Below are 25,859 nucleotides of genomic sequence, written 5' to 3'. Positions count from 1 at the left end.
CCTTAGCTAGCTAGATAACTACGTACTTGTTCCTTTTGGCGTCGGAGGAGACTGAGAGCTTTTTGTTCTATCTGACGCACCCGTTCTCGACTAATACCCATGCGATCGCCAATCTGTGCTAAGGAAAGTTCATACCCATCCGTTAGACCAAAGCGCAGGGTTAATATTTCTCGCTGCTGGGGAGACAGCTTTGCCAATAAGTCTTGTAAGTCTTGGTGGAGAGATTCTTCAACGGCATAATCTTCAGGCGAAGGCCCATCATCCTCCAATATGTCCTGCAATTCTGTATCTTGTTGTTCACCAACTCGCGCCTCTAGAGAGAAGGGTTGACGGGCTAAGTACAAACACTCTCGAACTTGGCTAGGTGTCAAAGATAAGGCAGTGGCAATTTCAGCAGTAGTAGGAACGCGACCCAACTGTTGAGATAATTCTCGCTGCACCCGTTTAATTTTGTTTAGTTTCTCAAAGACGTGGATAGGTAAACGAATTGTACGTCCTTGTTGAGCGATCGCCCGTGTAATTCCTTGACGAATCCACCAGTAAGCATAGGTAGAAAACTTGTAACCAAGAGCGGGATCAAATTTATCCACTCCTCGTTCTAAACCTAAAGTACCTTCTTGAATTAAATCCATAAATTCTAAGTTCCGGTGCTGGTATTTCTTTGCCACAGCTACTACTAACCGGAGATTAGCCTGAATCATTTTCTGCTTGGACAGGTGTCCTAAATTTAGCTGTTGCTCTAGCACCTCCACACTTAACTCCACTCGCTCTGCCCATTCTTGAAGTGTGGGTTCATGGTTTAATTTCACAGCCAATTCTTCCTTAGCAGCTAATAAATTCATCATCTGCTGCACTTGTTGGGCAAAAATAACCTCTTGTTCGCGAGTCAACAAATCTACACGCCCGATCTCTTGCAGATAACTACGCACAATATCATCTGTAGCTCGAGGCTTTTTATCTGCGGCTAAACTTTTTTTCTTCGTTTTTTGAACTTCGGTATGTGGAGATGTTAAGTTGCTCATGGTTATTTGCTCCTCTGTAACCTCATCAATTTATTGGTATCAAGTCTAGATATTCAGACCCACAGCCATTTCACACTGCTAATCGAATAGATATCTTGCAAAAATGCTTAATACCCCCCATCCCTTAATTTCCTTCCCGCTTGCGAGGAGGGGATACAAAGCTACGCTTTGGCGGTGGGGGGTTCTTAATTTGTAATTTATGCAAGAGGTCTAATCAATTTGCAACACTGATGAATTCTGGTCTATGATACATTACAAGTTAATTCTTGGAGATAATAAACCCAAAATCAACCCACCCCTTAATAATAACATCATCACTAGTCACAAATCAATTATCTAAAGTATCATTCGCATATCCTTTGAAGTAATTACATTCTTTTATCATTGATTTTTGCATGTTATAAAATACAATTAACAATTAAATTGAGTCTAGTTATCCAATGCGGTTACTGGAAAAAGTAAAAAATACTGAGCAACGATTTCATTAGATGTCATCTCATTAAATAAAAACTCATTAAATATAAAATCTCCATTTTTCACCTCATTTTTTTGTAGACAATCTAATCATATCAAGCCAGGTACATAGCGGGCGCTCGTTAAACATGAAAGAAAGAACTTCTCCTGCTCCCTCTCTTTATATAACAGCTTTCTTTAAGAAGATGGTCAAATACTTAGTAATTAGGCGTCTGGTGAAATTAATTATGCGGTATCCAGAACACTTGCACAGACGCAGCACTGCTACATCTCTACATTCATTCTTACTCATATCTCTTTCCTGGGATTTAGAATGACCAAGAAGACGCAGATATCTGTGACAATTGCACTTGTGTCATAATTGCACGCAGACATCTGCACTGGATGCTGTATTATCAATTTGATTACTCCAAGAGACATTTTGTGGACTAAAAGTACTAACAGTGGTAACACTAACATCAAGGATAATACTTGGCAAGACAGCAACACCCGCGATCGCCCTAATATCCTCTTAAAGCGAAAAGATTTTTGTGTAAGGGTGCTTAGTTGATTGTTATGCACCATAGCTTGAAGAACAACATCCCCACTTTTTGGATAAGTCGAAAATAGTCTAAAACTCCTAATTAAGCAACATCTCACAGCTTTCTTGCTTACTAGTTTCAACTTTAAGTTGACACAACAGCATAGTTGTGAATTTATACAGATGATTGGCTTATTGCAAATATTTTTGGAAAAATCGTACTATATTAAAGTTTTAATCTAACTCTTCAACCATCACCTTAGTAGATATTGGTTAAGAAAAGCATTCACCTCATTGGCGCATAACCCGACATTAACTATCTTTCGTGCTTTTCTAAGAATGTCTAATCTTTTACCATTATTGCGGGGGTCTGGATCAAGTATAGATACATATATTTCACGTATCCGACGATCTTCAGCGATCACTAAAGCACATGCAGGTGTGCGTCCATGAAAAGAACAAGGTTCAAGAGTTACATACATTTTCAAGAAGTTGAAAGCTTTGCCTTGAATCTGTTTAAGTGCATCAGCTTCAGCATGGTGTTTTCCTGGTGCCCGCGTGTATCCTTGAGCTACTATCTCTTGTCCATCTACGATCGCACAACCTACTGGTGGGTTCGGCAAACATTCCGGCAAAGCTTTTCTGCTTTGAGCTAAAGCAGCCAGCATAAATATTTCATCCATGTTTGAGCGTAAATTATCTAGATAAATCACACTACCAAGAATTAGCTCTCTATTGTTAAAAAAGTTCCTATATCAAAATTTAGTAACGGTCACACTGATACCAGAATCCAGCTTAGGAACCTTGAGATACTCAATTGGTTCAGTACTTTGAGTCTTGGTTTGCTCCTGACATTGCTTAAAAAAAGCGCTTGGGTTATTGATGAATTCAAGCGGGTTAATTTTTTGGCATCCTCGCTCCTGCATTAGCGAAATTGATTCAGCAGTTGGTTTTGGATTATTAGTCTGTCCGATAAAATTAGTCCATGTCGTGTTAATCGTGGCTGGTTCTGTCAATAAAACTCTAGCCTGCTCGCGATCGCTTATTGTCATGCGAACATTCTCTTGGTTAGCATAGGCACTCTGACTGAGAGTGAGTGCCCTAATCATAATAACTAAGAAAATAGAAGAGGATTTCATAATTCAATCTCTCAACATTTAATGTCAGTTTAATAATTACAATTGCCTAGATACAGAAACCAATAAATAGCAGCCTAGCTTAAGTACTTTAGATTAACACAGGTAGTAATAAATATAGCTAAACTTCATTAAAATGTGGTGAAATCTAGTAAAATCTGGCGGAAGTTTGCCTACCTTGAACAAGTAGCTTGAGCTACTTGTCTAGTTAATTAAGATAGTAGCTGGATTTCTGCTGTCATGTACTAGTCTGATGTAGACTAATTTCTTGTTCTAATCACGTTGGCATTTGATACTCTCCTCTTAGGCTACATTAAATTGAAGCTGGATAGGGCTTCAGCTTCAATTTTGTGTAAATTAATTTTGTCTTACTACTTGTCTTCTAATTATTTGCGCCGACTTACTTACCTGTACTAAGTAGGTCAGCGCAAAAATTTGTTGTAACAATCGGACAGGAGGGAGCAGGAAAGAGGGTTTTAGCCTAGTTTATCTTTCTTGACATAGGTTTAGTTTTAGTATGCCAATTTACTTACTAGCCGTTTATCTTTAACACGTGTTACTATAGAGTTACATGCATAAGACAATAAATAACATATTTTTACATAGATATTGAAAGGGGTATTTTGCCTCGATTAGAGAATACAACTAAGGTGATTGAAAATTTACGGGTAAATCTAAAATACTGGCATATAAAAAACCCAAGGACAAGCACGTTGTAATTTTCATACCTCAAGCCACATAAAAAAGTCTTTCACCAGACTGGGCAAATTAAACTGATTGCGAGTTATTACAGACTCAATACTAAAATCATACAATTTTATGATTGCCAGTTCCGTATTATTACTAAAATTGACCATTTTCAGAGTCAGAATTAATTGTTACTAAAAGTTTGGAAGCAGCTTAAGTAAACATCCATCGAGTCTTTATAGGTCTCTCTTTTCATTGTACAAAGTCTATCTCTGAAGTGCTTCCATTGCTTATAGCTTATAGGCTGGCACAATTATTGTTCTATTCCTTACCCTGAAGCAATTAACTCCTTTCGTCGTTTTAAAATCATCAAACCGACAGCGAACATATTAGTCTTTTATATAAATTTTTTGTAAAGTTCTCGAATTCAGTGTTGTCACATAATATGATAGTGATTGTTAGTTTACAAATCAATACTTGCATTAGTAGTAACACAAAACGAAATTAACCAAAATTAAGCCCCAAAAATGGAAAGCAACTAAATCAAGGATAAAATTGTGAGTTATCCTGTTTTTGCTGTCAGTATAATATCAATCTAAGTTAAAGTTGCGATTTCCAAAACTATTAGTTAACCTCAGATATTGAAGAACCTCAGCAACAAGGTATTAGCTAACGATCAACGCAAATATTAATATTGCAAAGTAGAGTACTGTAGTACTGTAGTCCAAAATTCTGAGAAGAATCTGCTGTAAGTAAATAGTCTTTTTTATAAAACTTTACATAATATTATCACGATGGAATCTTTACCAAACTTTGAAGAAGTAAATATTCAGAAATACTTAGAAGTTCTTCAACGGCGTTGGCTACCTCTAGTTGGAATTTTCGCCATATCTGTTAGCCTTGGATGCTTGTATGCATTTTCACTAAAACCTTCATACAAGGCAGAAGGTAGTTTGATGATTAAAACAAATCGCTCTTCCTCACTCACGGGCTTATCGGATGATATAGGACGCCTAGAAGCTTTGAATGTTAACGACAATCCCTTGGAAACTCAAGTGAGAGTTATTGGATCAAATCCAGTAATTGAAAAAACGATTAATTCCCTCAACCTTAAAGATAGTCAAGGCAAACTGCTCTCGATTCCCGACTTGGCAAAACAACTAAAAATAGAAGGAATTAAAGGCACTGATGTTGTACAACTTTCTTATAAAGGTGGCGATCCAGAACTAGCTGCCAAAATCGTCAATAAAGTTATTGACAGTTATATCGATTTAAATATCAAAGCTAATCAGAATGAAGCGCGGACAGCCAAACAGGTTCTCGTAACGGAAGTACCTAAAGCTGAGGAAGTTGTCAGAAGAGCCGAATCAAAACTGCGGCTATTTAAAGAAACGAATAAAGTTGTTGTCCTGGAACAAGAAGCAGCCGCAGCAGTTGATACAATTTCTAAGTTAGGAAACCAAATTTCTCAAGCTTTAGCTCAACTAGATGATGTGAAGGGTCGTCTAGAACAGTTAAGCAGTGAAGCTCAGGTAGATTCACGGCAAGGTGTAATCGAATCTGAATTGAGTCAAGCACCTGGAGTTCAGAAAGTGCTAGCCCAACTTCAAGAAACAGAAAGCCAACTTGCACTAGAGCGTACCCGTTTTTCACCTGAACACCCTACAATTACTAGCTTAGAAGAAAAAGTCGCAGCTCTTAACAACTTGCTAAAAGAGCGGACAGGACAAGTAGCAGGTAAAGCGCAGATAACACAGGGAAGTTTACAGGTTGGACAACTGCGACAAAGCCTAATTGCAGATATTACTCGTGCTCAGGCAGAACGCGTTGGTCTGGAGAGACAAATCGCCAGACTCAAACAACAGCAAAATGCCTACATCAAACGAGCAAATAATTTGCCAAGGTTAGAACAGAGTCAACGAGAGCTAGAACGGAAACTGCAAGCAGCTCAAACGACTTATGAAACACTCTTAAAGAAACGCCAAGAGATTGATATTGCACAGAACCAAAAAATTCCTAATGCTCGTGTCATTTCCTATGCTTTAATCCCTGATAAAGCAGAAGGGCCTCGGAAAATGCTGTTTATTGTTGGTGGAGCAGGAGTTGGTTTCTTCTTAGGTATCATTGTTGCCTTTACTCTAGACTTGATAGACCGCTCGGTGAAGACCGTCAAAGAAGCCAAAGATGTCTTGAGATACAGTGTTTTGGGAGTAATTCCTACACAAGGTAGAAATGGTAAAGATCATTCTTCTATAGCAGGACTGGATAGAGCTATTCCCAAAATTATTGGCAGAGATATTCCTTACTTCCCTGTTGGTAATGCATATCAAATACTACAAGTGAACTTAAAGTTCCTCTGTTCTGATAAACCGCTCAAAAGCATTGTAATTACAAGTTCCGTTGCCAAAGAAGGAAAGTCTGACGTATCTGCAAATTTAGCTGTGACTATGGCTCAGGCGGGGCGTAGGGTGTTATTGGTGGATGCAGATATGCGTCATCCCATACAGCATCATATCTGGGGGCTAACAAATACAATTGGACTAAGTAATGTCATAAATAACCAAGCTTCTTTAGATACAGTTGTTCAGGAAGTAATGCCTAATCTAGAAGTTCTTACTTCTGGAGTTTTGCCTCCCAATCCAGTGGCAATGCTAGATTCTCAACGCATGGCAACATTAATTAGTAACTTTGGGAGAGAGTACGATCTTGTAATTTTTGATACTCCTCCATTGTCAGGAATAGCAGATGCTGCTGTTTTAAGCACCTTGACTGACGGTATCTTATTAGTCGTTCGTCCTGGAGTGGTTGACTTGAACAGTGCAAATGCAGCTAAAGAGTTTTTAACTCAGTCAGGTCAGAAGGTATTAGGGATAGTCATCAATGGTGTGAATGCTAAAAATGAACCTAATAATTATTTTTATGACACTAAAAAACGACAAATTGAACAAGATTTGGTATCTAGCAGCTTAACTAAATTTCGCAAAGAGCGTTAAGTTCTTTTATAAATTGTGAAAGCTACTATCACTACAACCATTTAAACCAAATTTTTTGACTATAGGAATAATGAATAAAACTAAAATTAAAACTTCCTGCTTAATTAATAATTACAATTATGCTGAATTTCTCTGTGAGGCAATTAATAGCGTTTTAAATCAGACAGTTAAATTTGATGAGATTATCATTGTTGATGACGCATCCACAGATAATTCTGCGGAAGTTATCAATAAATTTACTCAAGAAACTAATGTTAAATCTATCTTGAAAGAAAAAAATCAAGGACAATTATCATCTTTTAATGAAGGTTTTTTAGCTGCTACAGGTGACATTATATTTTTTTTAGATGCTGATGATATTTATGAACCTCAGTATTTAGAAAATGCCTTAAATTTTTATAATAGACGCAGTGAATGTGATTTTATATTTTGTGCGTATAAAAAATTTGGAGCAGTACAAGGGACATTTCAAGACGATACAGTTGATTTAGATTTGGGTTATTCAGTAATTAGAACTTTATATAATGGGGAATGGATTGGTTCCATAACTTCAACATTATCAATACGTAGAGAGATAGTCAGAAAATTCTTACCTATTCCAAATATAGAAGATTGGCGTGTAAGGGCTGATGACTGTTTGGTATGGGGAGCTTCTTTGGTGGGGGCTAAAAAGTATTATATGTCTAAACCTTTAGTGATGTATAGAATACATGAAAATAATCAGTATCATAATAAGAAGTTTTTAGATGTAGACCAAAACTATGAATATAAAAGATTCTGGAAACGCAATTCTCTCTTTAATTACATTCTGCAAAAAAACAATTTTAGCTCCCCATTATTCTTAGCTTTCACATCTATCAATGAGCTACAAACAATACCATGCCCAAAATATCAAGATTTTGTTACTTATTTGAAAATAATATTTTTATTCGAGCATAGTTTTTATTGGAAAATCAAGGGCATTATTTTCATACTTAGCTATTTTTTGAAAATCTTGATTAGTGGGAAATTAAAACCTTTATAGGTGATAAATAATGTGAGTTACTGAATAAACTTTGTTTTGTATTTGATAAAATGAAAAATTTGCACGAGCAAGATTGATAGGTATAAAGAATGTCAGATGATTAATTCATAAAAATAATGTTAAGTAAATTAAAACTTATAAACTTATCGAAATTTAAATCTCGTTCTGGGCTGCGTGCAATTATTGCTAATACAGGTTGGTTATTTGCTGACCGCATTCTACGCATGGGTGCAAGCTTAGTTGTAGGAGTATGGGTAGCACGTTATTTAGGAGTACAACAGTATGGTCTATTTAACTATGCTTTAGCTTTTGTTGCCTTATTTAGCCCAATTTTTATTCTCGGACTAGACGACGTAGTAGTTCGCCATCTTGTTCGTCAATCATCAAACAAAGAGGAAATTTTAGGAACTACTTTTTGGCTAAAATTTTTGGGTGGAATTGCTTCTGTTTTATTGGCAGTTAGCACAATGTTTTTCTTAGGTGAGCATGAAGCACTAAAGATATGGCTAGTTACAATTTTAGGAGTAGTAGGAATTTTTAGGGCATCTGATACTATTGAACTGTGGTTTCAATCACAGGTACAGTCAAAATACACTGTAATAGCTAAAAACACAGCGTTTCTACTAAATACTGTCATCAAAATCGCACTAATTTTAACAAAAGCACCATTACTAGCTTTTGCTTTGGTAACATTAGCAGAATTTGCAATGAGTGCAATTGGCTTACTGATTGTTTACCAAGTCAAAGGGTCTTCATTATGGTTATGGCGCTGGAGTGTTGCAACTGCCAAAACTCTTTTGAAAGAGAGTTTACCTCTAATTTTTTCGGGGTTCGCCATCATGATTTTTATGAGAATAGATCAGGTAATGTTAGGTCAAATGATTGGAGATAGTGAGGTTGGAGTTTATTCTGCTGCTGTGCGTATTTCTGAAATTTGGTATTTTATTCCAGGCGCTATTGTTTCGTCTGTTGCTCCGGCAATTTATGCAGCAAAGGAAAAATCAGAAAGTCTTTACTATCAGCGAATAGGACAATTACTCAGTCTAATGACATGTATATCTTTAGCAATTGCTCTTCCAATGTCCTTTTTATCTGACAAGATAATTATAGTGATGTTTGGAAGTGGATATGCAGAGGCAGGAGCAATATTAGCAGTTCATATTTGGACTTCTTTATTTGTATTTATGGGTCTTGCAACATCACCTTGGTTTATTGCTGAAGGTTTAAACCACGTTTCTTTAGGTAAGACTTTATTTGGGGCAATACTAAACATTATTCTCAATTTATTGCTTATTCCTAAATATGCAGGACTTGGAGCTGCGATCGCAACAATAATATCTCAAGCTGCTGCTGCTTTTATATGCAACGCATTTGATTCAAGAACACAAAAACTCTTTAAAATTCAGGTGCGCTCACTTATTCATTTTTACAAATACTGAACGTTATTATTTAATTTTTATTATTTTTATGCAAACACCCGTAACTTTTATTATTTTTAAACGTCCACAAACAACAGAGAAAGTTTTTGAAGCTATTCGCCAAGCCCAGCCAACAAAACTTTTTGTAATTGCAGATGGACCCCGCACTGACCGCGAAGGTGAGGCAGAAAAATGCAAATTAACTAGGGCAATTATTGAGAGAGTTGATTGGAATTGTGAAGTAATAAAGAATTATTCTGAGAACAACTTAGGTTGTGCACAACGGGTATCAAGTGGTTTAGATTGGGTCTTTAATAATGTTGAGGAGACAATTATTTTAGAAGATGATTGTATCCCTCACCCAACTTTTTTTAGATTTAGTCAAGAATTGCTGGAAAAATATAGAGATGATACCAGAATCGCCACAATCTCTGCTCAAAATCTTCAACTTGGACAAAAACGTACAAATTACAGTTACTATTTTTCTCGCTACAACCACTGCTGGGGTTGGGCAAGTTGGAGGCGTGCTTGGCAACATTATGATTTGACTATTAAACTCTGGAAAGAGGTGCAAGCAGAAAACCTTTTACATGACATTCTTATAGACCAAAAAGCAGTAAATTCTTGGCAACGAATATTTCAGTCTGTTTATGACAATCCTACAGGTATAACCTGGGATTACCAATGGACATTTGCTTGTTGGATGCAGGGAAGCTTAAGTATTATTCCCAATGTCAATTTAATCTCTAATGTTGGTGTTGGTGCAGACGCAACTCATTTCACTTCAAATCAAGGATTTTCCTTCATCAATATGTCCATGCAGGCAATGGAATTTCCTTTAAAGCATCCACCATTTATTGTTAGGAATGTAGAAGCAGATAATTTTACACAGAAAACAGTCTATAAAGCAACTGCATTCGATATTTTTAAAGAAGAAGTGAAGAAAAGATTGAATTACTCAATAATAAAAAAATAGATAAATCAAATCTCAAAAATGAAAGTAAAATTAACAGAGAAAATATTAACTATCTTGCTATTACTGATTGCTGTAGGTGCATTAACAATACACCCCGCACAAGAAGTTTCCATGTCTACGCTTGGAGGCGATAAGCTAGATACTTTGTTCAATATAGTTTCATATTTAATCTTATTTCATTTCCTAATTTTATATTGGAAAGGTTTTATTTTTGTAATCACTAGAAGTCCATTACAGTTTTTTTTACTAGCAATAGTTATATTTTCTCTTTTATGGTCAGAAGACCTAAGTTCTAGTCTTACTTATCTAAGAGGTCTAATCCGAATATATTTTCTTGCCATCTATTTAGCAATGCGTTATCCGCTTAAGGAACAAATTAAGCTGATAGCTTGGGCACTTGGCGTAGCTGCATCATTATCTATGCTATTTTCTGCATTCGTACCAGGTTATATTCACGAATCACCTGAATTACTAGGTATGTGGAGTGGAATTTATGGTCATAAAAATGAATTAGGTTACATGATGGCTTGGAGTGCAGGAGTTTTTTTGCACCTTGCTCTTAGTGGCCATCGATATCGCTGGTTGATGTGGGTATTATGTGGGATCTCTATATGTCTAATTATCTTCTCACGTTCAACTACATCTTTAACGATTTTGTTGACAATGATATTACTTTTACCTTTCTACAGATCCCTGAAGAAAACTAATTATAAATTACAATTTATTATGATTACTTCAACTTTGATGTTCCTGATGATTTCTTCAATATTACTTCTCAATAATGCCGAAACTGTAGTTGGTACTTCTGGTAAAGACCTTACCTTCAATGGACGTTCTGACCTCTGGGAGCTAGTGATTTCCAAGATTTTGGAAAGACCTTGGTTAGGTTATGGATTTTCGGGATTTTGGACTAGTAATGCTGCATCTAAATTAAGAGCTACTTATGATTGGGCAAGTAATGCCCATAATGGGTTTTTAGAATTATTGTTAGAATTGGGATTCTTAGGTTTTTTGACTTTTGCAGCAGGGTTTGTCCGGTTTTTTGTAATGGCATTGACTCGAGTTATTTCTGTCGCTAAAAAACCGGAAGATTATTGGCCAATGCAGATGCTACTTATCATAGTCATAGTTAATTTTTCAGAAGCCAGATTATTAACTCCTAGCTGGAATTGGTTAATGTATGTCACCACGTCATTATCTTTGACTGTTGAATATCAACGAAATTATAAAAATATTTTAGTCAATTAGTTTTTATGACAGTCAGAAATAGTTTTAGTGATTATTAAGTGAATAAAAATGAAAATTTTACATATTAGTACCCATGATATTAGTGGCGGTGCAGCGAGGGCTGCATATCGTTTACACACAGGTTTACAGGATATAGGACTACAGTCACAAATGTTAGTTCAGGAAAAATCTAGTAATGATAAAACAGTAGTTGCACCTAAAATTAGACTGTTTCAAGGCATCGCTAAGGCAAAGTTGACAGTTGAAAGTTTGCCATTAAAGCTTTATCGTCAAAAGAAAAATACTCCATTTTTTACTCAATGGCTGCCAGATAGAGTCATTCCTAAAGTTGCTCAGATTAATCCAGATATAATCAATCTGCATTGGATTAGCGGAGGTTTTATGCAAATAGAAACCTTTGCTAAACTGAAGTATCCTCTAGTTTGGACTCTCCATGATATGTGGGGGTTTACTGGAGGGTGTCATGTTACTGGAGAATGCGATCGCTACAAAGTATTCTGCGGGGCTTGTCCTCAACTCAACAGTAGCAATGAATGGGATTTATCCCGTTGGGTATGGCAGCGCAAAGTAAAAGCTTGGAAAAATTTAAATTTAACTCTGGTTTCACCAAGTTCTTGGTTAGCAGAGTGCGCTCGTTCCAGTTCTTTATTCCAGAATTTGCGAATTGAGATAATTCCCCACGGACTAGATACTAAAAAATATCGACCAATTAATCAACATTTTGCACGACAAGCACTCAATCTACCTCAAGATAAAAAGCTAATACTCTTTGGAGCGATAGAAGCAACAAGTGATAGAAATAAAGGATTTCATTTGTTACAACCAGCTTTACAAGAATTGAGTAAATCTGGCTGGAAGGATAACTTGGAAGTTGTGATTTTTGGAGCATCTCAACCCGAAAATCCACCTGATTTGGGCTTCAAAACCCATTATTTGGGACACTTATATGATGCTATATCTTTAGCAACTGTTTACTCGGCAGCTGATGTGATGCTTGTACCCTCTCTTCAAGAATCTTTTGGACAGACAGCTTCGGAATCATTCGCTTGTGGTACTCCAGTTGTGGCGTTTAATTCTACTGGTTTAAAAGATATTGTTGATCATCAGCAGAACGGCTATTTGGCTAAACCTTATGAAGTTGAAGATTTTGGCAAAGGAATTACCTGGGTTCTTGAAAATGAACAGAGGTTGCAAAAACTGTCATTTTATGCTCGTGAGAAAGCTGAGCAAGAATTCACTCTAGAACTTCAAGCACGTCGTTATTCAGCCTTGTTTCAGGAAATATTGATGATAGCAAAGAAATCTTCATTGAGTAATTAACTTAGTAAATCAATACTTCATAATATGTCAATACCTATAGCTTTTATAATTTGTACAGAACCTGGCCGTTTAGAAGGCCAATCTTTGATGCTTGCAGAAAGTATTCGTAAGTTCTGCGGCGAATTGAAAAATACACCTATATATAGTTTTCATCCTAGAGTAGGTGAACCGATATTAAAGCAAACCCAACAAGCCTTTGAAGCATTGCAGGTGACTCATCAACAAATCCCGATAAATCAAGAATTTCAGGAATATTATTTAGCTAATAAACCCCTAGTTTGTGCCTATGCAGAACAAAATGTCGATGCAGAAATATTGGTTTTTTTAGACAGTGACAAATGCTTTTTTTCTGAACCAAAAGAATTTTTATTGCCAGTAGATTGTAACGTACGGATGCGTCCTGAGTATGGTCAAGGAATTGGTTCTACAGGTCTGCAAGATCCTCAAGAATGGTATTGGCAAAAACTATATGAAGTACTGGGAGTAAAGCGTGAGGTATTTGTTGACACACCAATTGGCAATAAAAGAATCAGAGCCTACTGGAATTCTGGTTTGGTTGCTGTAAGAAGGAGTGCGGGTATATTTACAACTTGGAAAGAGAACTTTGAAAAAGTAATGCGCTTGGATATTACTCCTCCCCAGGGTATTTATTTTGTTGAGCAGTCTGTTTTATCTGTAACTTTATGTGCCTTGGAAGAAAACGTTGAACATCTTCCTCCTAATTATAGTTATCCATTACCTTTACATAACCGTTTATCAAAAGAAATACAAATTAAACATTGGGATGATATTATATCCATCCATTATTTCAACTTATTTTTTTATAACGATTGGAATGGACAAATAAAAAGATTGAAAAAAATTAATAGCAATTCAGATAAATATCAATGGTTGTGTGAAGAGGTTGTCAGACTTAATATGCCTCGTGTATCAGTTTTGCATCGATATCTGTTGGGAGTCAGAAGAATGGAACAAAAACTAAAAAGCTTTTATTTAGATATTAATTTCAGTGGTTGGATAGAAAAGAGGGTTAAGTTTTAAACTGATATAACAATATATGGAAAGCAAAAATTTGATAATTTAGATTATAAATAAAATCTGTCAAAATTGCGTATAAGTTTATTGTTTTAATTAATCATTTTTGTACATATTATATCGAGGTAAATGAGATGAGAAAAGCAAATCTAGCTGTAATTATGACATGTTATAACAGACGCAATACAACTCTTGCCTGTTTAAATGCTTTATATCAGCAAAAAAATCATTGTGATGTTTATTTAACTGATGATGGGAGTTCTGATGGTACTACAGAGGCTGTTAAAGCAGAATATCCAGAAGTACAAATTCTTCAGGGTAATGGCAATTTATTTTGGGTCGGAGGAATGCATCTCGCTTTTAGTGAGGCAATAAAATATCAATATGATTATTATCTATGGTTGAATGATGACACATTTCTGGAAGCCAATGCTGTGAGTAGACTATTGCAGGTTCATCAAAATTTGACGGAACTTGGTTATCCAGACTCAATTGTAGTTGGTTCAACTAAAGACTTAATTACAGGAAAAGCAACCTATGGAGGAGCAGTAAAATCTAAAAAGTGGTATTCTAATAAGTTTGAATTTTTAGAACCAAGTTCCGTTATCCAAAAATGCGATGCTATGTATGGTAACTGCGTGCTAATTCCTAAAAGTGTTACCGCCAAAGTTGGCAATATTGATACAGCTTTTGTTCATAGTTTAGGAGATTTAGATTATGCTCTGAGAGCGCGTAAATTGGGTTGTAAAATATGGGTGGCTCCTGGGTATATTGGTACTTGTACCAAAAACTCTATCCGTAATAGTTGGGCAGATACCAATTTAAATCTATTGGAACGCTTAAAAAAAGTACTACAAATTAAAGGATTTCCATTAAAATCATGGACTATATTTTGTAGCAGACACTCTGGACCATTCTGGATACTTTACTGGTTCTTACCTTATATCAGAGCAGTTATTGGTTACAAAAATTTGGCAACCTCCCCCACATTTTCTGAGGATATCAATCAAACTCACTCATAAGTTTAATACTTGTACGAGAGTCATGAGTGGATGATATTTAGATAAGTTATAACTCTGTTAAGAATTTGACAAATGTAGTTTCAAACTCTAAAATAATAATCAGCAATCATTTTATGGGTAAACGCTTACTGATTGTCTCAACCCTCGATTCTAGTCAGCCATTTGGTGCATTTACTAGACCTTTTTATCTAGGACAATATCTTACTAAACATTTTGATGTTTTTCAGCTAGGTTTAGATTGTTCATCTGTTAATTATGCACCTTCTCTTTCTATTGGATCAAGAAGCTTGAAGTCATATATTCAATCCATAGAAAAGTGTATCGACGAGTTTTGTCCAGATATTGTGTATGCTCAAGAAACACTACCTGGATTGGCTGCTTTAGTTTCACTAAAGCTTAGAAAACACAGTAGTTCCTCTCTTGTCTTAGATTTTCATACATTTTCGCCTTATGAATACTGGATGCGCTTGTTTTCAGTTGCCAATCCTTTCAAAGAGTTTGCACAATGTATTAAGACATATATTGCTCAGGGAATTTTAATATTCTCTGGTAGTCCTATTATTGCAGCAGGTGAATCAATTCCTAAACTAATTTCCCAATGGTATGGAAAAACTCCACAGCAAATTTATTCTATCGGGAATGGAGTGACTGAAGACTTACTTAATACTGAAGTTTTTCCAGATCAAGACCCCTATCAAGCATTCAGACCAGCTAAAATAGTGGTTATTATTGCTCCAAAAACATTTCAATTTCCAACTAATGATATGTCTGTATCAATGGCTATTGAGGTTGCTAAATTCCTTGAAAGTCATCAAGAAAAAGTACATTTTGTTGTGATTGGTAGGGATAGTAGTGATATTTCAGAACCAATACCTTCTAACATTTCTTTTATAGGCTTTTTACCTAAAAGAGAAGATTTTGTTGCCCATTTGAAATATGCAGATATTGCTTTATTGCCATTTTCAAAACAAGCAGTAGCAGGTGGCGCTCGTAATAAAGCATTAGATTATTTCGCTAGTAGAAAATTAGTTGTATCAACACCAGAAGGCTTGCGAGGTTTAGAAGAATTTCGCCACTTAGAACATCTGTTAGTAACAGGATACTCTTGCGAAGAAGTCGCTAACACAATACTTGATGCTGCTTCAAATATTGATAAATATCAATCACTTGTAGATACAGCACATACTTTAATTACAGAAAAGTATTCCTGGAATGCACGAGCACACAATATCGCGGAAATCCTCATAAAAAAAAGTGCTTTTTAGTTATATTTAGATAATAATTTTTAACTAAAAAACTTAGCTATTTCAATATTTCAGTATTTCCGTATTGAAATATTGCTAATTAATTTTACAATACTCACCTTTACATTGAGATAACATCTCATATTTATCAAAAGAAAAATAAAATATGAAAAAGAGATTTTCTTATAAAATTTTTGGCGCTCAAGTGGATGCACTCTCTATCCTTGACTTAAATTTCTTGATTGAAGAATCTATTGATCGGGATGAAAAATGGATTATTGCTAATCACAACTTACATAGTCTTTATCTCTTCCATAACGATCTGAAAATGCAAGCTTTTTATTCCAAGGCAGAATATACCCATATTGATAGTATGCCTTTAGTGTTTATTGGAAAGCTGTTGGGTTTTCCAATTAAACGTGAACAAAGAGTAACCTATGCTGACTGGGTATGGCCTCTGATGGCAGAAGCTGCTACTAAAGGTTGGCGTGTATTCTATTTAGGTTCAAAGCCAGGAGTTGCTGAAAAAGCAGCAAATATTTTATGCCAGAAATTTCCTGGTTTACAGATTGCTTGCGCTCATGGCTATATTGATATAGATAAAGATAGTCAAGAAAATCTTGCCACTGTAGCTGCAATTAATACTTACAAACCCCATATATTAATGGTGGGAATGGGTATGCCACGCCAAGAGTATTGGATTTATGAAAATCTTGAACATCTTCATACCAACACCATTTTGACTAGTGGAGCCTGTTTGGACTATATAGCAGGAGCAATACCTACTCCTCCTCGCTGGATGGGAAAGGTGGGGTTAGAATGGTTGTATCGCTTGTTATCTGAACCGAAAAGGCTTTGGAGACGTTACTTATTTGAGCCTTGGTTTGTTGGCACATTATTTTTACGAGAAATTTGGAGTATCTCAAGTAAACAAAAAAAAAATAACCTGCTGGTATTTCTAAGTACGAAATTTCACAAGTTCGTAGCGTTATCGAGTTTCTCAAAGCCTTACCAGTAGGTTGCTCAATTCGTCACGAATTTATGAAATGTTGTACTAAGGTTTAATGATTAATTAGTCAGTAAGTCTTATTCAACTTTCATAATCGTGAATAGCGAAAAATATCTCCATCTATTTCGCTTAGAATAATACTTAAAAGTCCTATAGCAGTTCCCGGCATAATGAGGTACATTTTCAAAGTTACTAAGCTTGGTAAACAAGATTTGGGTGTACCTCAGTTGCTGAGGAAATGCTATATTTACGCCTGGGTGGAGTATTAAGTTGATTCCTGAAAAGCCTGGGCTATAGCATTGCGGGCTGGTTTAGATTGCAGGTTCTCATCGAAGGGAAGCGGACGCAGAAATTTCCAGAGACTTGGATTGTTTCTAAAGGTTTTTCTTGGCATCCACTCGGGATGACGTATCCAGGTATGACGGTCGGTAAGTCCCCATGTAATCACAGTATCGACTTTAGCTCCAAAGCACAGGTCAAGATATCGCTTGTAACTGTCGGCTACCATTTGGTCTAGGCTTTTGATACTATTGGGTAATGGGGTATCAATGATAATATCTAATTCCGTGATTATTGGTTTAACTTCAAGATCGTTAAGCCGTTTTAAAACGGAATTAAATCCTTTCTCGTCAAAACCATAGGCAGTAGAAAACCATAGATGTGACTGGATACCTGCCCCGTCAATTTTAACGCCACTATTCTTCAGATATTCGACCATTCTTAAGAAACGTTCTGATTTCCATGTGGTGCCTTCGATGCCAAAATCGTTTAGGTAAAATTTCTTGCTGCTATCAACTGAAGCGGCAATTAAAAACAAGTCTCTAATCAATTCTGGTTTTACCCCTTTACGCAAACCATAAGTAGTGTTATCAGTTTCATTTTCACTATCAGCGATAATTTCATTGGCAATATCCCAAGACTTTAAAACGGGACTATTGCGATAATGCCCCATGACTCCGTTAACATGGCGTTCGATCATCTTAGGTGTGGGAGGATAAGGAACCCAGTCTGGTTTTCCCATGTGCCAGAAAAGGGTATGCCCGTGCAGTTCTATATTATATTTTTGGCAGAAATCAGCGATCGCATCTGCTGACTCAAAGGTAAATAATCCTGGCTGTGGTTCAGTAGCGTCCCATTTTAATTCACCATTCGGTGTCACAATGGAACATTCACGAGCCATCAGGTTAGCGTAATCTTTCTCTGTTTGCAAAAATTCACTAGAAATTGCTGCGCCATAACGCTTTCCTTTGGCGGTAGCTAATTGCCGAAGAGGAGAATTTAAATTTTTACTTGTATAATTTCCTGCAATAGCATTCGTGCCTTGATCTTCTTTTTGGTTATCCTTTTGTAAAAACCCCATAGTTAATAAGGCAGAAAGGGTTGTATATCCTGCTCTTCTTAAAAAATTTCTCCGATAAGGCATAAATTGTATTTAATAAAAAACATATAAGATTATATTACAAAATAAATTTTGATACTTTTTGAGGTTTCGTAATAATTCACACAGTCATTACATAAGATAAAAATTGTTAAATCATAACGCATGTTTGATTTACATCAATTAACTGTGCTTTCATATACTACCCTAATATATAACGATTCATTCGATAATAAATAGTTAATTCTGTCTACATCAGCACCGGATAGTGGCGAAATTCTGATGTTTACAGATCGTGCTTCCTTTGCTGCCGATGGTAATGCGATCGCCAGTGACTCTACTTTTCTCCAGTTATTCCCAGAACGTAAACCCGATTGCATCGAAGTTGGATTAATTAAGCTTAAACCAGATACCGATACGGAAAAAGTGCGATTGTGGACAACGGGTAGCTATGGCTCATGCTTTAGTCAGCCATCCTAAGATTGTCTTAGCAGATGAACCCACTGCTGCACTCGACAAAAAATCTGGGCGCGATGTCTTAGAAATAATGCAGAAGGTAGCTTAAGAACAAGGCTGTACGATTTCGCTAGTTACTCACGACAACCGCATCCTCGATATTGCCGATCGCATCATTTATATGGAACATAGTCAACTGAAAACTGATAGTGTAGATGTTGTCACAGTCAGCAATTAATATCAATTTTTGAGTTCGTCTTGCCTGTGAGCTTGATGATAACCATCGGGTAAATTTGATTACTGCGATTGATGAATGGGGAAAATGGATTAACGGCGGCGGTTGGCTTGTAGTAGAAGGTGTAGGTGTAGATTTCCTCTATCGCGATTTGGCGAAGGTCAATCGTGTCATTGATGATTGCCATATAGGACGCATTAACTATTGATTATCAACCAGGACACCCTCATGGCTTTGTGTCCTCTATTTATATGGGTGAAATTGCTCTTTGTCAGGCACTTTACGACCCTGATGGTGTCTTAGAAGCTTTGAAGGTAAAAACAGAGCTTTATCCAGTTGGGCTAAAACAGGCAACTATTGATACTTTCGCCAGGGAAATAAGTTTCTCGCTATTGGTCGCAAAAAAGGCGATTGCACGCGATGATGTTGTTTACGGAGCAGGTTGTTGTTTCCGTAGTGTGGCGTGTATGAATCAGGTTTTATTCGCGCTCAATGAAGATTACCTGTTGAACGAAAAGGGGGCGATGGCACTTGCTAATAGGTTTGCTATTTGCCCGGAGGACTATCAACAACGGGTTGAGCGAGCGTTTACACTTTTAGCTGCCGATGCAAAATCAATAACTGAGGCGATCGCGATTCTTGAGGCGATTGAAGATGATTTGAGTCAATGGTATGGAAATCGGCGATTAGCGATGTAATTTTTATTGCTATCTGATTTCTGTTCCTATGCGATTGAAAGTGATATTTGACCATTGTACAAAATAGTCCCAATCCTGCGTAGGTTTTGCTTAAAAACAACTTCAGTGTAAGTTGATTGAGTAACTTAGACGCAACATTTTTAGGGCTTTGTTGGGTTTCATGACCTTCAACCAACCTACAAATTTTCTTAACCGAGCAGTATTGTTCCCGACCCTATACCCCAGAAAAAAGAATAAATTGTTTTAAAGTGTTATCAAATAAAGACTTTGGTTATTGAGTACATTATTAATGCATATTAATAGATGCAGTATTGCAGATGAGATATTAATAGATGCAGTATTGATGGAAAGTTAATTTAAGAGCCTAAAGCTATCCTTTAAACACGGAGTAAATCCTACCGAGAAATCTTTAATGCAGATAATACACTCACTTTCTAGTACTGGCTATTTCTGATTCTTATATTCACGTGTTCTGATCATGCAGCTTAGAGGCGGGGACAAAAATCATATTATGAACAAAACCTTTGCAACCATCGACGGGAATGAGGCTGTCGCCCGTGTTGCTTACAAATTAAATGAAGTGATTGCCATTTATCCCATCACCCCCTCTTCAGCGATGGGTGAATGGGCAGATGCTTGGTCAGCCGAAGGTCGTCCCAACCTTTGGGGTACTATTCCTAGCGTCGTGCAGATGCAGAGCGAAGGTGGAGCGGCTGGTGCTGTACATGGGGCTTTGCAAACAGGTTCCCTGAGTACCACCTTTACGGCATCTCAGGGATTATTGTTGATGATACCCAACTTCTACAAAATTGCTGGTGAGTTGACTAGCGCTGTGGTTCACGTTGCCGCCCGTTCCTTGGCTACTCATGCTTTATCAATTTTTGGCGACCATAGCGACGTAATGGCAGCTCGGGCGACTGGTTTCGCCCTGCTGTGTTCCGCTTCAGTGCAGGAAAGTCAAGATTTTGCTCTCATCGCCCATGCTGCTACCCTAGAGGCGCGAGTCTCCTTTATGCATTTCTTTGACGGCTTCCGCACCTCCCATGAAGTGCAGAAAGTCAAATTGCTCTCAGATGATGATTTACGATCGCTCATCCACGATAACTTAATACTCGCCCACCGCAGCCGTGCCCTCACCCCAGATCATCCAGTATTGCGCGGTACTGCCCAAAACCCCGATGTCTACTTCCAAGGACGTGAAGGCGCTAACCTTTACTACAACGCCTGTCCAGAAATTGTCCAGCGGATCATGGATGAATTTGGCGAACGCACGGGAAGGCATTATAAAATCTATGAATATTACGGCGCTAACGATGCCGATCGCGTTATCGTTCTTATGGGTTCAGGTTGTGAAACCGTCCATGAAACAGTAGATTACCTGAACGCCCGTGGTGAAAAACTTGGTGTAGTGAAAGTGCGACTTTACCGCCCCTTTGATGTTCAAAGGTTTGTTGCAGTATTACCAACTAGTGTAAAAGCGATCGCAGTTCTTGACCGCACCAAAGAAGCAGGTAGCGCCGGTGAGCCTTTGTATTTAGATGTGGTGGCTGCTATTCATGAAGCGTGGGGAGATAAGAGAGCAGGGGAAGCATGGGAGGCAGGGGAAGCAGGGGAAGCAGGGGGAGAAAATACTTTCTCATACCCTAAAATTATTGGTGGTCGTTACGGTCTTTCTTCCAAAGAATTTACTCCGGCGATGGTGAAAGGTATCTTCGATAATCTCGTGCAAAGCCAGCTGAAGAAGCATTTTACTATCGGTATTAATGACGATGTTACTTACACTTCTCTAAGCTTTGACCCTAATTTCTCTACAGAATCGGATAATGTTGTCAGGGCAATGTTCTATGGGTTGGGTGCTGATGGCACTGTTGGCGCTAACAAAAACTCCATCAAGATTATTGGTGAAGAAACTGACAATTACGCCCAAGGCTACTTTGTCTACGATTCCAAGAAATCTGGCTCGATGACTGTCTCTCACCTACGCTTTGGTAAAGAGCCAATTCGCTCCACTTACCTAATTGACCAAGCTAACTTTATTGGTTGTCATCACTGGGGATTTCTAGAACGCATAGATATTTTGAAGGCTGCTATTCCTGGAGCGACTTTACTGCTTAACAGTCCATACAATGCAGATACCATCTGGGAATATCTGCCGTTGAAGGTGCAGCAGCAAATTATCGCCAAGCATTTGAAGTTATATGTAATCAATGCTAGCCAGGTTGCTCGCGAAAGTGGCATGGGTGGCAGAATTAACACGATTATGCAGGTATGCTTCTTTGCTTTAGCGGGTGTCTTGCCACAAGAAGAAGCGATCGCTAAAATCAAACAAGCGATTGACAAGACTTATGGTAAAAAAGGTGCAGAAGTTGTCCGCATGAATTTGCAAGCTGTAGACAACACCTTAGACAACTTGCATAAGGTAGATGTACCACAAACAATCAACAATCAACAATCAACAATCAACAATCCAAGATTGCTTGATAGTGCGCCTGAATTTGTGCGAGAAGTTCTGGGCAAAATCATGATTTGGGAAGGTGATGATTTACCTGTTAGCACACTACCAGTTGATGGCACTTTTCCCGTAGGTACTGCCAAGTGGGAAAAACGTAACGTTGCCGAAGAGATACCTGTGTGGGAGCCGGATGTCTGCATACAATGTGGTAAGTGTGTGATGGTTTGTCCCCACAGTGCCATCCGTGCAAAGGCTTATCAAGCAGATGAGTTAGTAAATGCACCAGCAACCTTCAAGTCAACTGGTGCAAAAGATAAAGACTTTGCCAATCAACAATTTACCATTCAAGTTGCCCCTGAAGATTGCACGGGATGCACGATTTGTGTAAATATTTGCCCTGCTAAAAATAAATCTGAGCCATCGCTGAAAGCGATTAACATGGCACAGCAGTTGCCATTGCAAGAGCAAGAGCGAAAAAACTGGGATTTCTTTTTGAGTTTGCCCAATCCTGACAGGCGATCGCTAAAATTAAATCAGATTCGCCAACAACAACTGCAAGAACCATTATTTGAATTCTCTGGTGCTTGTGCAGGTTGTGGTGAAACACCTTACTTAAAATTATTAACACAATTGTTTGGCGATCGCGCCGTCATCGCCAATGCTACAGGTTGTTCTTCAATATATGGTGGGAATCTCCCCACAACACCTTGGACAACCAACGCCCAAGGACGCGGCCCCGCGTGGTCTAATAATCTATTTGAAGATAACGCCGAATTCGGTTTTGGCTTCCGCCTTTCCCTCGACAAACAAGCTGAGTTTGCGGCGGAACTATTGCAAGAATTGGGGAGTGAAATAGATGAAAACCTTGTCTACTCAATCCTGAAAGCTGAACAAAAATCTGAGGCTGACATTTGGGAACAGCGCGAAAGGATAGAACTGTTGCAGCAAAGGTTAGATGAAATTGTCACTTTCGATCCTAATCGTTCGACTGAGCGTAGCCGAAGTCTCAAATCCAAAATCCAAAATCTCAAATCCCTTGCAAATTACTTAGTGAGAAAAAGCGTCTGGATTGTTGGTGGTGACGGTTGGGCTTATGATATTGACTTTGGCGGTATCGATCATGTAATTGCTAGTGGTCGGAATGTCAACATCTTGGTGATGGATACAGAAGTGTATTCTAATACAGGCGGTCAATCTTCCAAAGCTACACCACGAGCCGCAGTTGCTAAATATGCCGCTAGTGGTAAGCCAGCACCAAAGAAAGACTTAGGGATGATTGCCATGACCTACGGAAATGTCTACGTAGCGAGTGTAGCCCTTGGTGCTAGAGATGAACATACCCTGAAAGCATTTCTGGAAGCAGAAGCTTATGATGGCCCATCACTAATTATTGCTTACAGCCATTGCATAGCCCACGGCATCAACATGACCACAGGGATGAATCATCAGAAAACTCTGGTAGAATCAGGACGTTGGTTGCTGTATCGGCATAATCCAGAGTTGCTTAATCAGGGTAAAAATCCATTGCAACTGGATATGCGATCGCCGAAGCAATCTGTAGAAGATTCCATGTATCAAGAAAATCGCTTCAAGATGCTTACTAAGAGCAAACCCGACGTTGCCAAGCATTTATTAGAACAAGCCCAAGCTGAAGTAAATACACGTTGGCAAATGTACCAATATTTGGCAAAACGCGACATTCTCTGAACATTAACCCTAATTTTAGTTATAAAAATTGCGACTTAACTAACTCAAGTCGCAATTTTCGTTATAAAAACCCATTTTTTTTGTTACAAACATCAGAATTTTCGTTACAACAAACCATTTTGGTTAGTAGAATTGTTATTTTCGTTACAAACATTATAAATTTTGTGATAAAAAAACCATTTTGGTTAGTAGAATTGTTATTTTCGTTACAAACATGGAAATTTTCGTTACAAAATCACCATTTTAGTTACTAACACTGTGATTTAAGTTGTATTGAACCACAGTGTTAGTCAACAAACGCGCAAATGTGGGGTTTGATTTCTCAACCCAATCTGTAAAAAAGAGTGCAATGTCTACGACAGACTGTGACGCTCGAACGCGAGAGCGGGTTGCAGAGAAGATTCACTAACGCTTCTCAACAAGAGGCTGCGCCTAGCTTGCTTAGACGTAAGAACACACTATCGCTGACACAAAAACTTAATATAGCACTTCCTAAAATTCACTCTAACTTTATCAGAATCATACCCAGCCTCTTGACAATGCTTAGATAGTTATAAGAGTATTTAAGTGATTTAACGGTTATTAAAGTAATTTTTGCTTACAAAATCAAATAGGTTACTACCTGACACCAAAAGACTGCTTGTAATTCGCGATTAAATTTTCTAATTACAAATTACAAGCTGACAAATTATTCAATTATCGCTATCGCTCAGATGTGGCAGTAGAAAGGTATCACAGAGGGTAAGCAAAGAAATATTAATAGATATGCAAATCAATTTTAGAAGAAATCAATTTTAAAAGAGAGCAGGTGCGTAGGCGTAGCCCATCGTAGACATCGCCCAATCTACAACGCAACAAGAGATTACCAATCTAATGGCAGTGGGAGAAAGGCTAAAAGAGCGAATTGTATTAAGATTTTTGTGAAAATTCTGACTGAGCAGCTAGGTACTCAGCTTCTTAGTACAGATTAGCGGGAATAAGCGATCCCTTGGAAATGTCTAAAATCTTTATGCAATCATAATTACAAACTACAAATTACGAATTACGCCTTGCGGTATAAGTGTCTTTGCTAATGACTAACGACAAATACTCATAAAAACTAACACTGGAGAAATGATGGCAAATTCAATTTTTAACCTTTCGGATCTCAACGGCGCTAACGGCTTCGCTATCAACGGCATCAAGGAGCTTGACCAATTAGGCTCCTCTGTCAGCAGTGCCGGAGATGTTAACTCAGACGGCATCGACGACCTGATTATCGGGGCAGACGATGCCTCCGACAGCTACGTGGTGTTTGGCAAGAGCACAGGATGGAGCGCCACTCTCAACGTCTCTAACCTCAACGGCGCTAACGGCTTCGCTATCAACAGCATCAACTCGGGTGACTACTTAGGCTCCTCTGTCAGCAGTGCCGGAGATGTCAACTCAGATGGCATCGACGACCTGATTATTGGGGCACCCGGTCCCTCCCCCAACGACTATTCTGGGCAGAGCTACGTGGTGTTTGGCAAGAGCACAGGCTTTAACGCCACTCTCAACCTCTCTAACCTCAACGGCACTAACGGCTTCACTATCAACGGCATCGGGGCGTATGACTACTCAGGCTTTTCTGTCAGCAGTGCCGGAGATGTCAACTCAGATGGCATCGACGACCTGATTATCGGGGCACCTGATGGCTCCGGTATCGGGTCAGAGCAGAGCTACGTGGTATTTGGCAAGAGCACAGGATGGAGCGCCACTCTCAACCTCTCTAACCTCAACGGCGCTAACGGCTTCGCTATCAACGGCATCAAGGAAGGTGACTA

The 25,859-nt window shown here is 38.0% G+C and carries 18 protein-coding genes and 2 pseudogenes; 16 read left to right on the top strand and 4 right to left on the bottom strand.

The window, feature by feature from the left end; genetic code table 11:
• Positions 1 to 2: 2 nt before the first annotated feature.
• The 3 genes from V7L12_RS24075 to V7L12_RS24065 all read right to left on the bottom strand — a co-directional run bounded on the left by V7L12_RS24075 (position 3) and on the right by V7L12_RS24065 (position 3,155).
• Entirely contained in the window at positions 3 to 1,022 is a 1,020-nt protein-coding gene (locus V7L12_RS24075; protein WP_335088157.1) for an RNA polymerase sigma factor, RpoD/SigA family, read from the bottom strand.
• A gap of 1,248 nt (positions 1,023 to 2,270) precedes the next feature.
• Positions 2,271 to 2,699: a bifunctional diaminohydroxyphosphoribosylaminopyrimidine deaminase/5-amino-6-(5-phosphoribosylamino)uracil reductase RibD gene (locus V7L12_RS24070; RefSeq protein WP_335088155.1), complete on the bottom strand. Its 429-nt coding sequence runs from the start codon at positions 2,697 to 2,699 to the stop codon at positions 2,271 to 2,273.
• A 72-nt stretch (positions 2,700 to 2,771) separates the two neighbouring features.
• Positions 2,772 to 3,155 carry a hypothetical protein gene (locus V7L12_RS24065; protein ID WP_335088154.1) on the bottom strand — a complete coding sequence of 128 codons (384 nt, stop codon included), beginning with the start codon at positions 3,153 to 3,155 and terminating at the stop codon, positions 2,772 to 2,774.
• A 1,478-nt stretch (positions 3,156 to 4,633) separates the two neighbouring features.
• Between V7L12_RS24065 and V7L12_RS24060 the strand changes: the two genes are divergently transcribed.
• From V7L12_RS24060 to V7L12_RS24015, 10 genes are all read left to right on the top strand, one after another.
• Complete coding sequence (locus V7L12_RS24060; RefSeq protein WP_335088153.1) at positions 4,634 to 6,832, top strand: GumC family protein; 2,199 nt, start codon at positions 4,634 to 4,636, stop codon at positions 6,830 to 6,832.
• Between the two features lie 70 nt (positions 6,833 to 6,902).
• The gene (locus V7L12_RS24055; protein WP_335088152.1) at positions 6,903 to 7,856 is read left to right on the top strand and encodes a glycosyltransferase family 2 protein; all 954 of its coding nucleotides are present in this window, start codon (positions 6,903 to 6,905) and stop codon (positions 7,854 to 7,856) included.
• Positions 7,857 to 7,972: 116 nt separating this feature from the next.
• Positions 7,973 to 9,295 (top strand): flippase, encoded by a 1,323-nt coding sequence (locus V7L12_RS24050; RefSeq protein ID WP_335088150.1) that lies wholly within the window; start codon positions 7,973 to 7,975, stop codon positions 9,293 to 9,295.
• Between the two features lie 28 nt (positions 9,296 to 9,323).
• Entirely contained in the window at positions 9,324 to 10,250 is a 927-nt protein-coding gene (locus V7L12_RS24045; RefSeq protein ID WP_335088149.1) for a glycosyltransferase family 2 protein, read from the top strand.
• An 18-nt stretch (positions 10,251 to 10,268) separates the two neighbouring features.
• Positions 10,269 to 11,498: an O-antigen ligase family protein gene (locus tag V7L12_RS24040; protein WP_335088147.1), complete on the top strand. Its 1,230-nt coding sequence runs from the start codon at positions 10,269 to 10,271 to the stop codon at positions 11,496 to 11,498.
• A 48-nt stretch (positions 11,499 to 11,546) separates the two neighbouring features.
• The gene (locus tag V7L12_RS24035) at positions 11,547 to 12,818 is read left to right on the top strand and encodes a glycosyltransferase family 4 protein (RefSeq protein ID WP_335088145.1); all 1,272 of its coding nucleotides are present in this window, start codon (positions 11,547 to 11,549) and stop codon (positions 12,816 to 12,818) included.
• A gap of 24 nt (positions 12,819 to 12,842) precedes the next feature.
• Positions 12,843 to 13,859 (top strand): hypothetical protein, encoded by a 1,017-nt coding sequence (locus V7L12_RS24030; protein WP_335088143.1) that lies wholly within the window; start codon positions 12,843 to 12,845, stop codon positions 13,857 to 13,859.
• Between the two features lie 128 nt (positions 13,860 to 13,987).
• Complete coding sequence (locus V7L12_RS24025) at positions 13,988 to 14,875, top strand: glycosyltransferase family 2 protein (RefSeq protein WP_335088141.1); 888 nt, start codon at positions 13,988 to 13,990, stop codon at positions 14,873 to 14,875.
• Positions 14,876 to 14,988: 113 nt separating this feature from the next.
• Positions 14,989 to 16,140, top strand: coding sequence for a glycosyltransferase family 4 protein (locus V7L12_RS24020; protein ID WP_335088139.1), 1,152 nt, complete (start codon positions 14,989 to 14,991; stop codon positions 16,138 to 16,140).
• A gap of 145 nt (positions 16,141 to 16,285) precedes the next feature.
• Complete coding sequence (locus tag V7L12_RS24015; RefSeq protein ID WP_335088138.1) at positions 16,286 to 17,137, top strand: WecB/TagA/CpsF family glycosyltransferase; 852 nt, start codon at positions 16,286 to 16,288, stop codon at positions 17,135 to 17,137.
• Positions 17,138 to 17,393: 256 nt separating this feature from the next.
• On the opposite strand, the gene V7L12_RS24010 is transcribed toward V7L12_RS24015, so the two are convergent.
• Positions 17,394 to 18,551: an endo-1,4-beta-xylanase gene (locus V7L12_RS24010; protein ID WP_335088136.1), complete on the bottom strand. Its 1,158-nt coding sequence runs from the start codon at positions 18,549 to 18,551 to the stop codon at positions 17,394 to 17,396.
• Positions 18,552 to 18,788: 237 nt separating this feature from the next.
• On the opposite strand from V7L12_RS24010, the pseudogene V7L12_RS24005 reads away from it, so the two are divergent.
• The 6 genes and pseudogenes from V7L12_RS24005 to V7L12_RS23980 form a co-directional block, all read left to right on the top strand.
• Positions 18,789 to 18,938: pseudogene (locus V7L12_RS24005) on the top strand (ABC transporter); the annotation flags it as partial.
• A 7-nt stretch (positions 18,939 to 18,945) separates the two neighbouring features.
• Positions 18,946 to 19,200, top strand: a pseudogene (locus V7L12_RS24000) (ABC transporter ATP-binding protein); the annotation flags it as partial.
• Between the two features lie 55 nt (positions 19,201 to 19,255).
• On the top strand, positions 19,256 to 19,405 hold the full coding sequence (locus tag V7L12_RS23995; RefSeq protein ID WP_335088134.1) for a hypothetical protein: 150 nt from the start codon (positions 19,256 to 19,258) through the stop codon (positions 19,403 to 19,405).
• A gap of 28 nt (positions 19,406 to 19,433) precedes the next feature.
• A complete protein-coding gene (locus tag V7L12_RS23990; protein WP_335088132.1) occupies positions 19,434 to 19,895 on the top strand; it encodes a hypothetical protein in 462 nt (153 codons plus the stop codon).
• Between the two features lie 511 nt (positions 19,896 to 20,406).
• Positions 20,407 to 24,054 carry a pyruvate:ferredoxin (flavodoxin) oxidoreductase gene (nifJ, locus tag V7L12_RS23985; protein WP_335088130.1) on the top strand — a complete coding sequence of 1,216 codons (3,648 nt, stop codon included), beginning with the start codon at positions 20,407 to 20,409 and terminating at the stop codon, positions 24,052 to 24,054.
• Between the two features lie 1,113 nt (positions 24,055 to 25,167).
• Positions 25,168 to 25,859 (top strand): integrin alpha (locus V7L12_RS23980; RefSeq protein WP_335088129.1); only part of this gene is annotated, 692 nt, incomplete at its 3' end.

This window comes from Nostoc sp. (assembly GCF_036918245.1).
Taxonomy (GTDB): Bacteria; Cyanobacteriota; Cyanobacteriia; order Cyanobacteriales; family Nostocaceae; genus Nostoc.
Note: the sequence above shows the minus strand (reverse complement) of the source record. Positions and strands in the feature narration are given on the sequence as shown.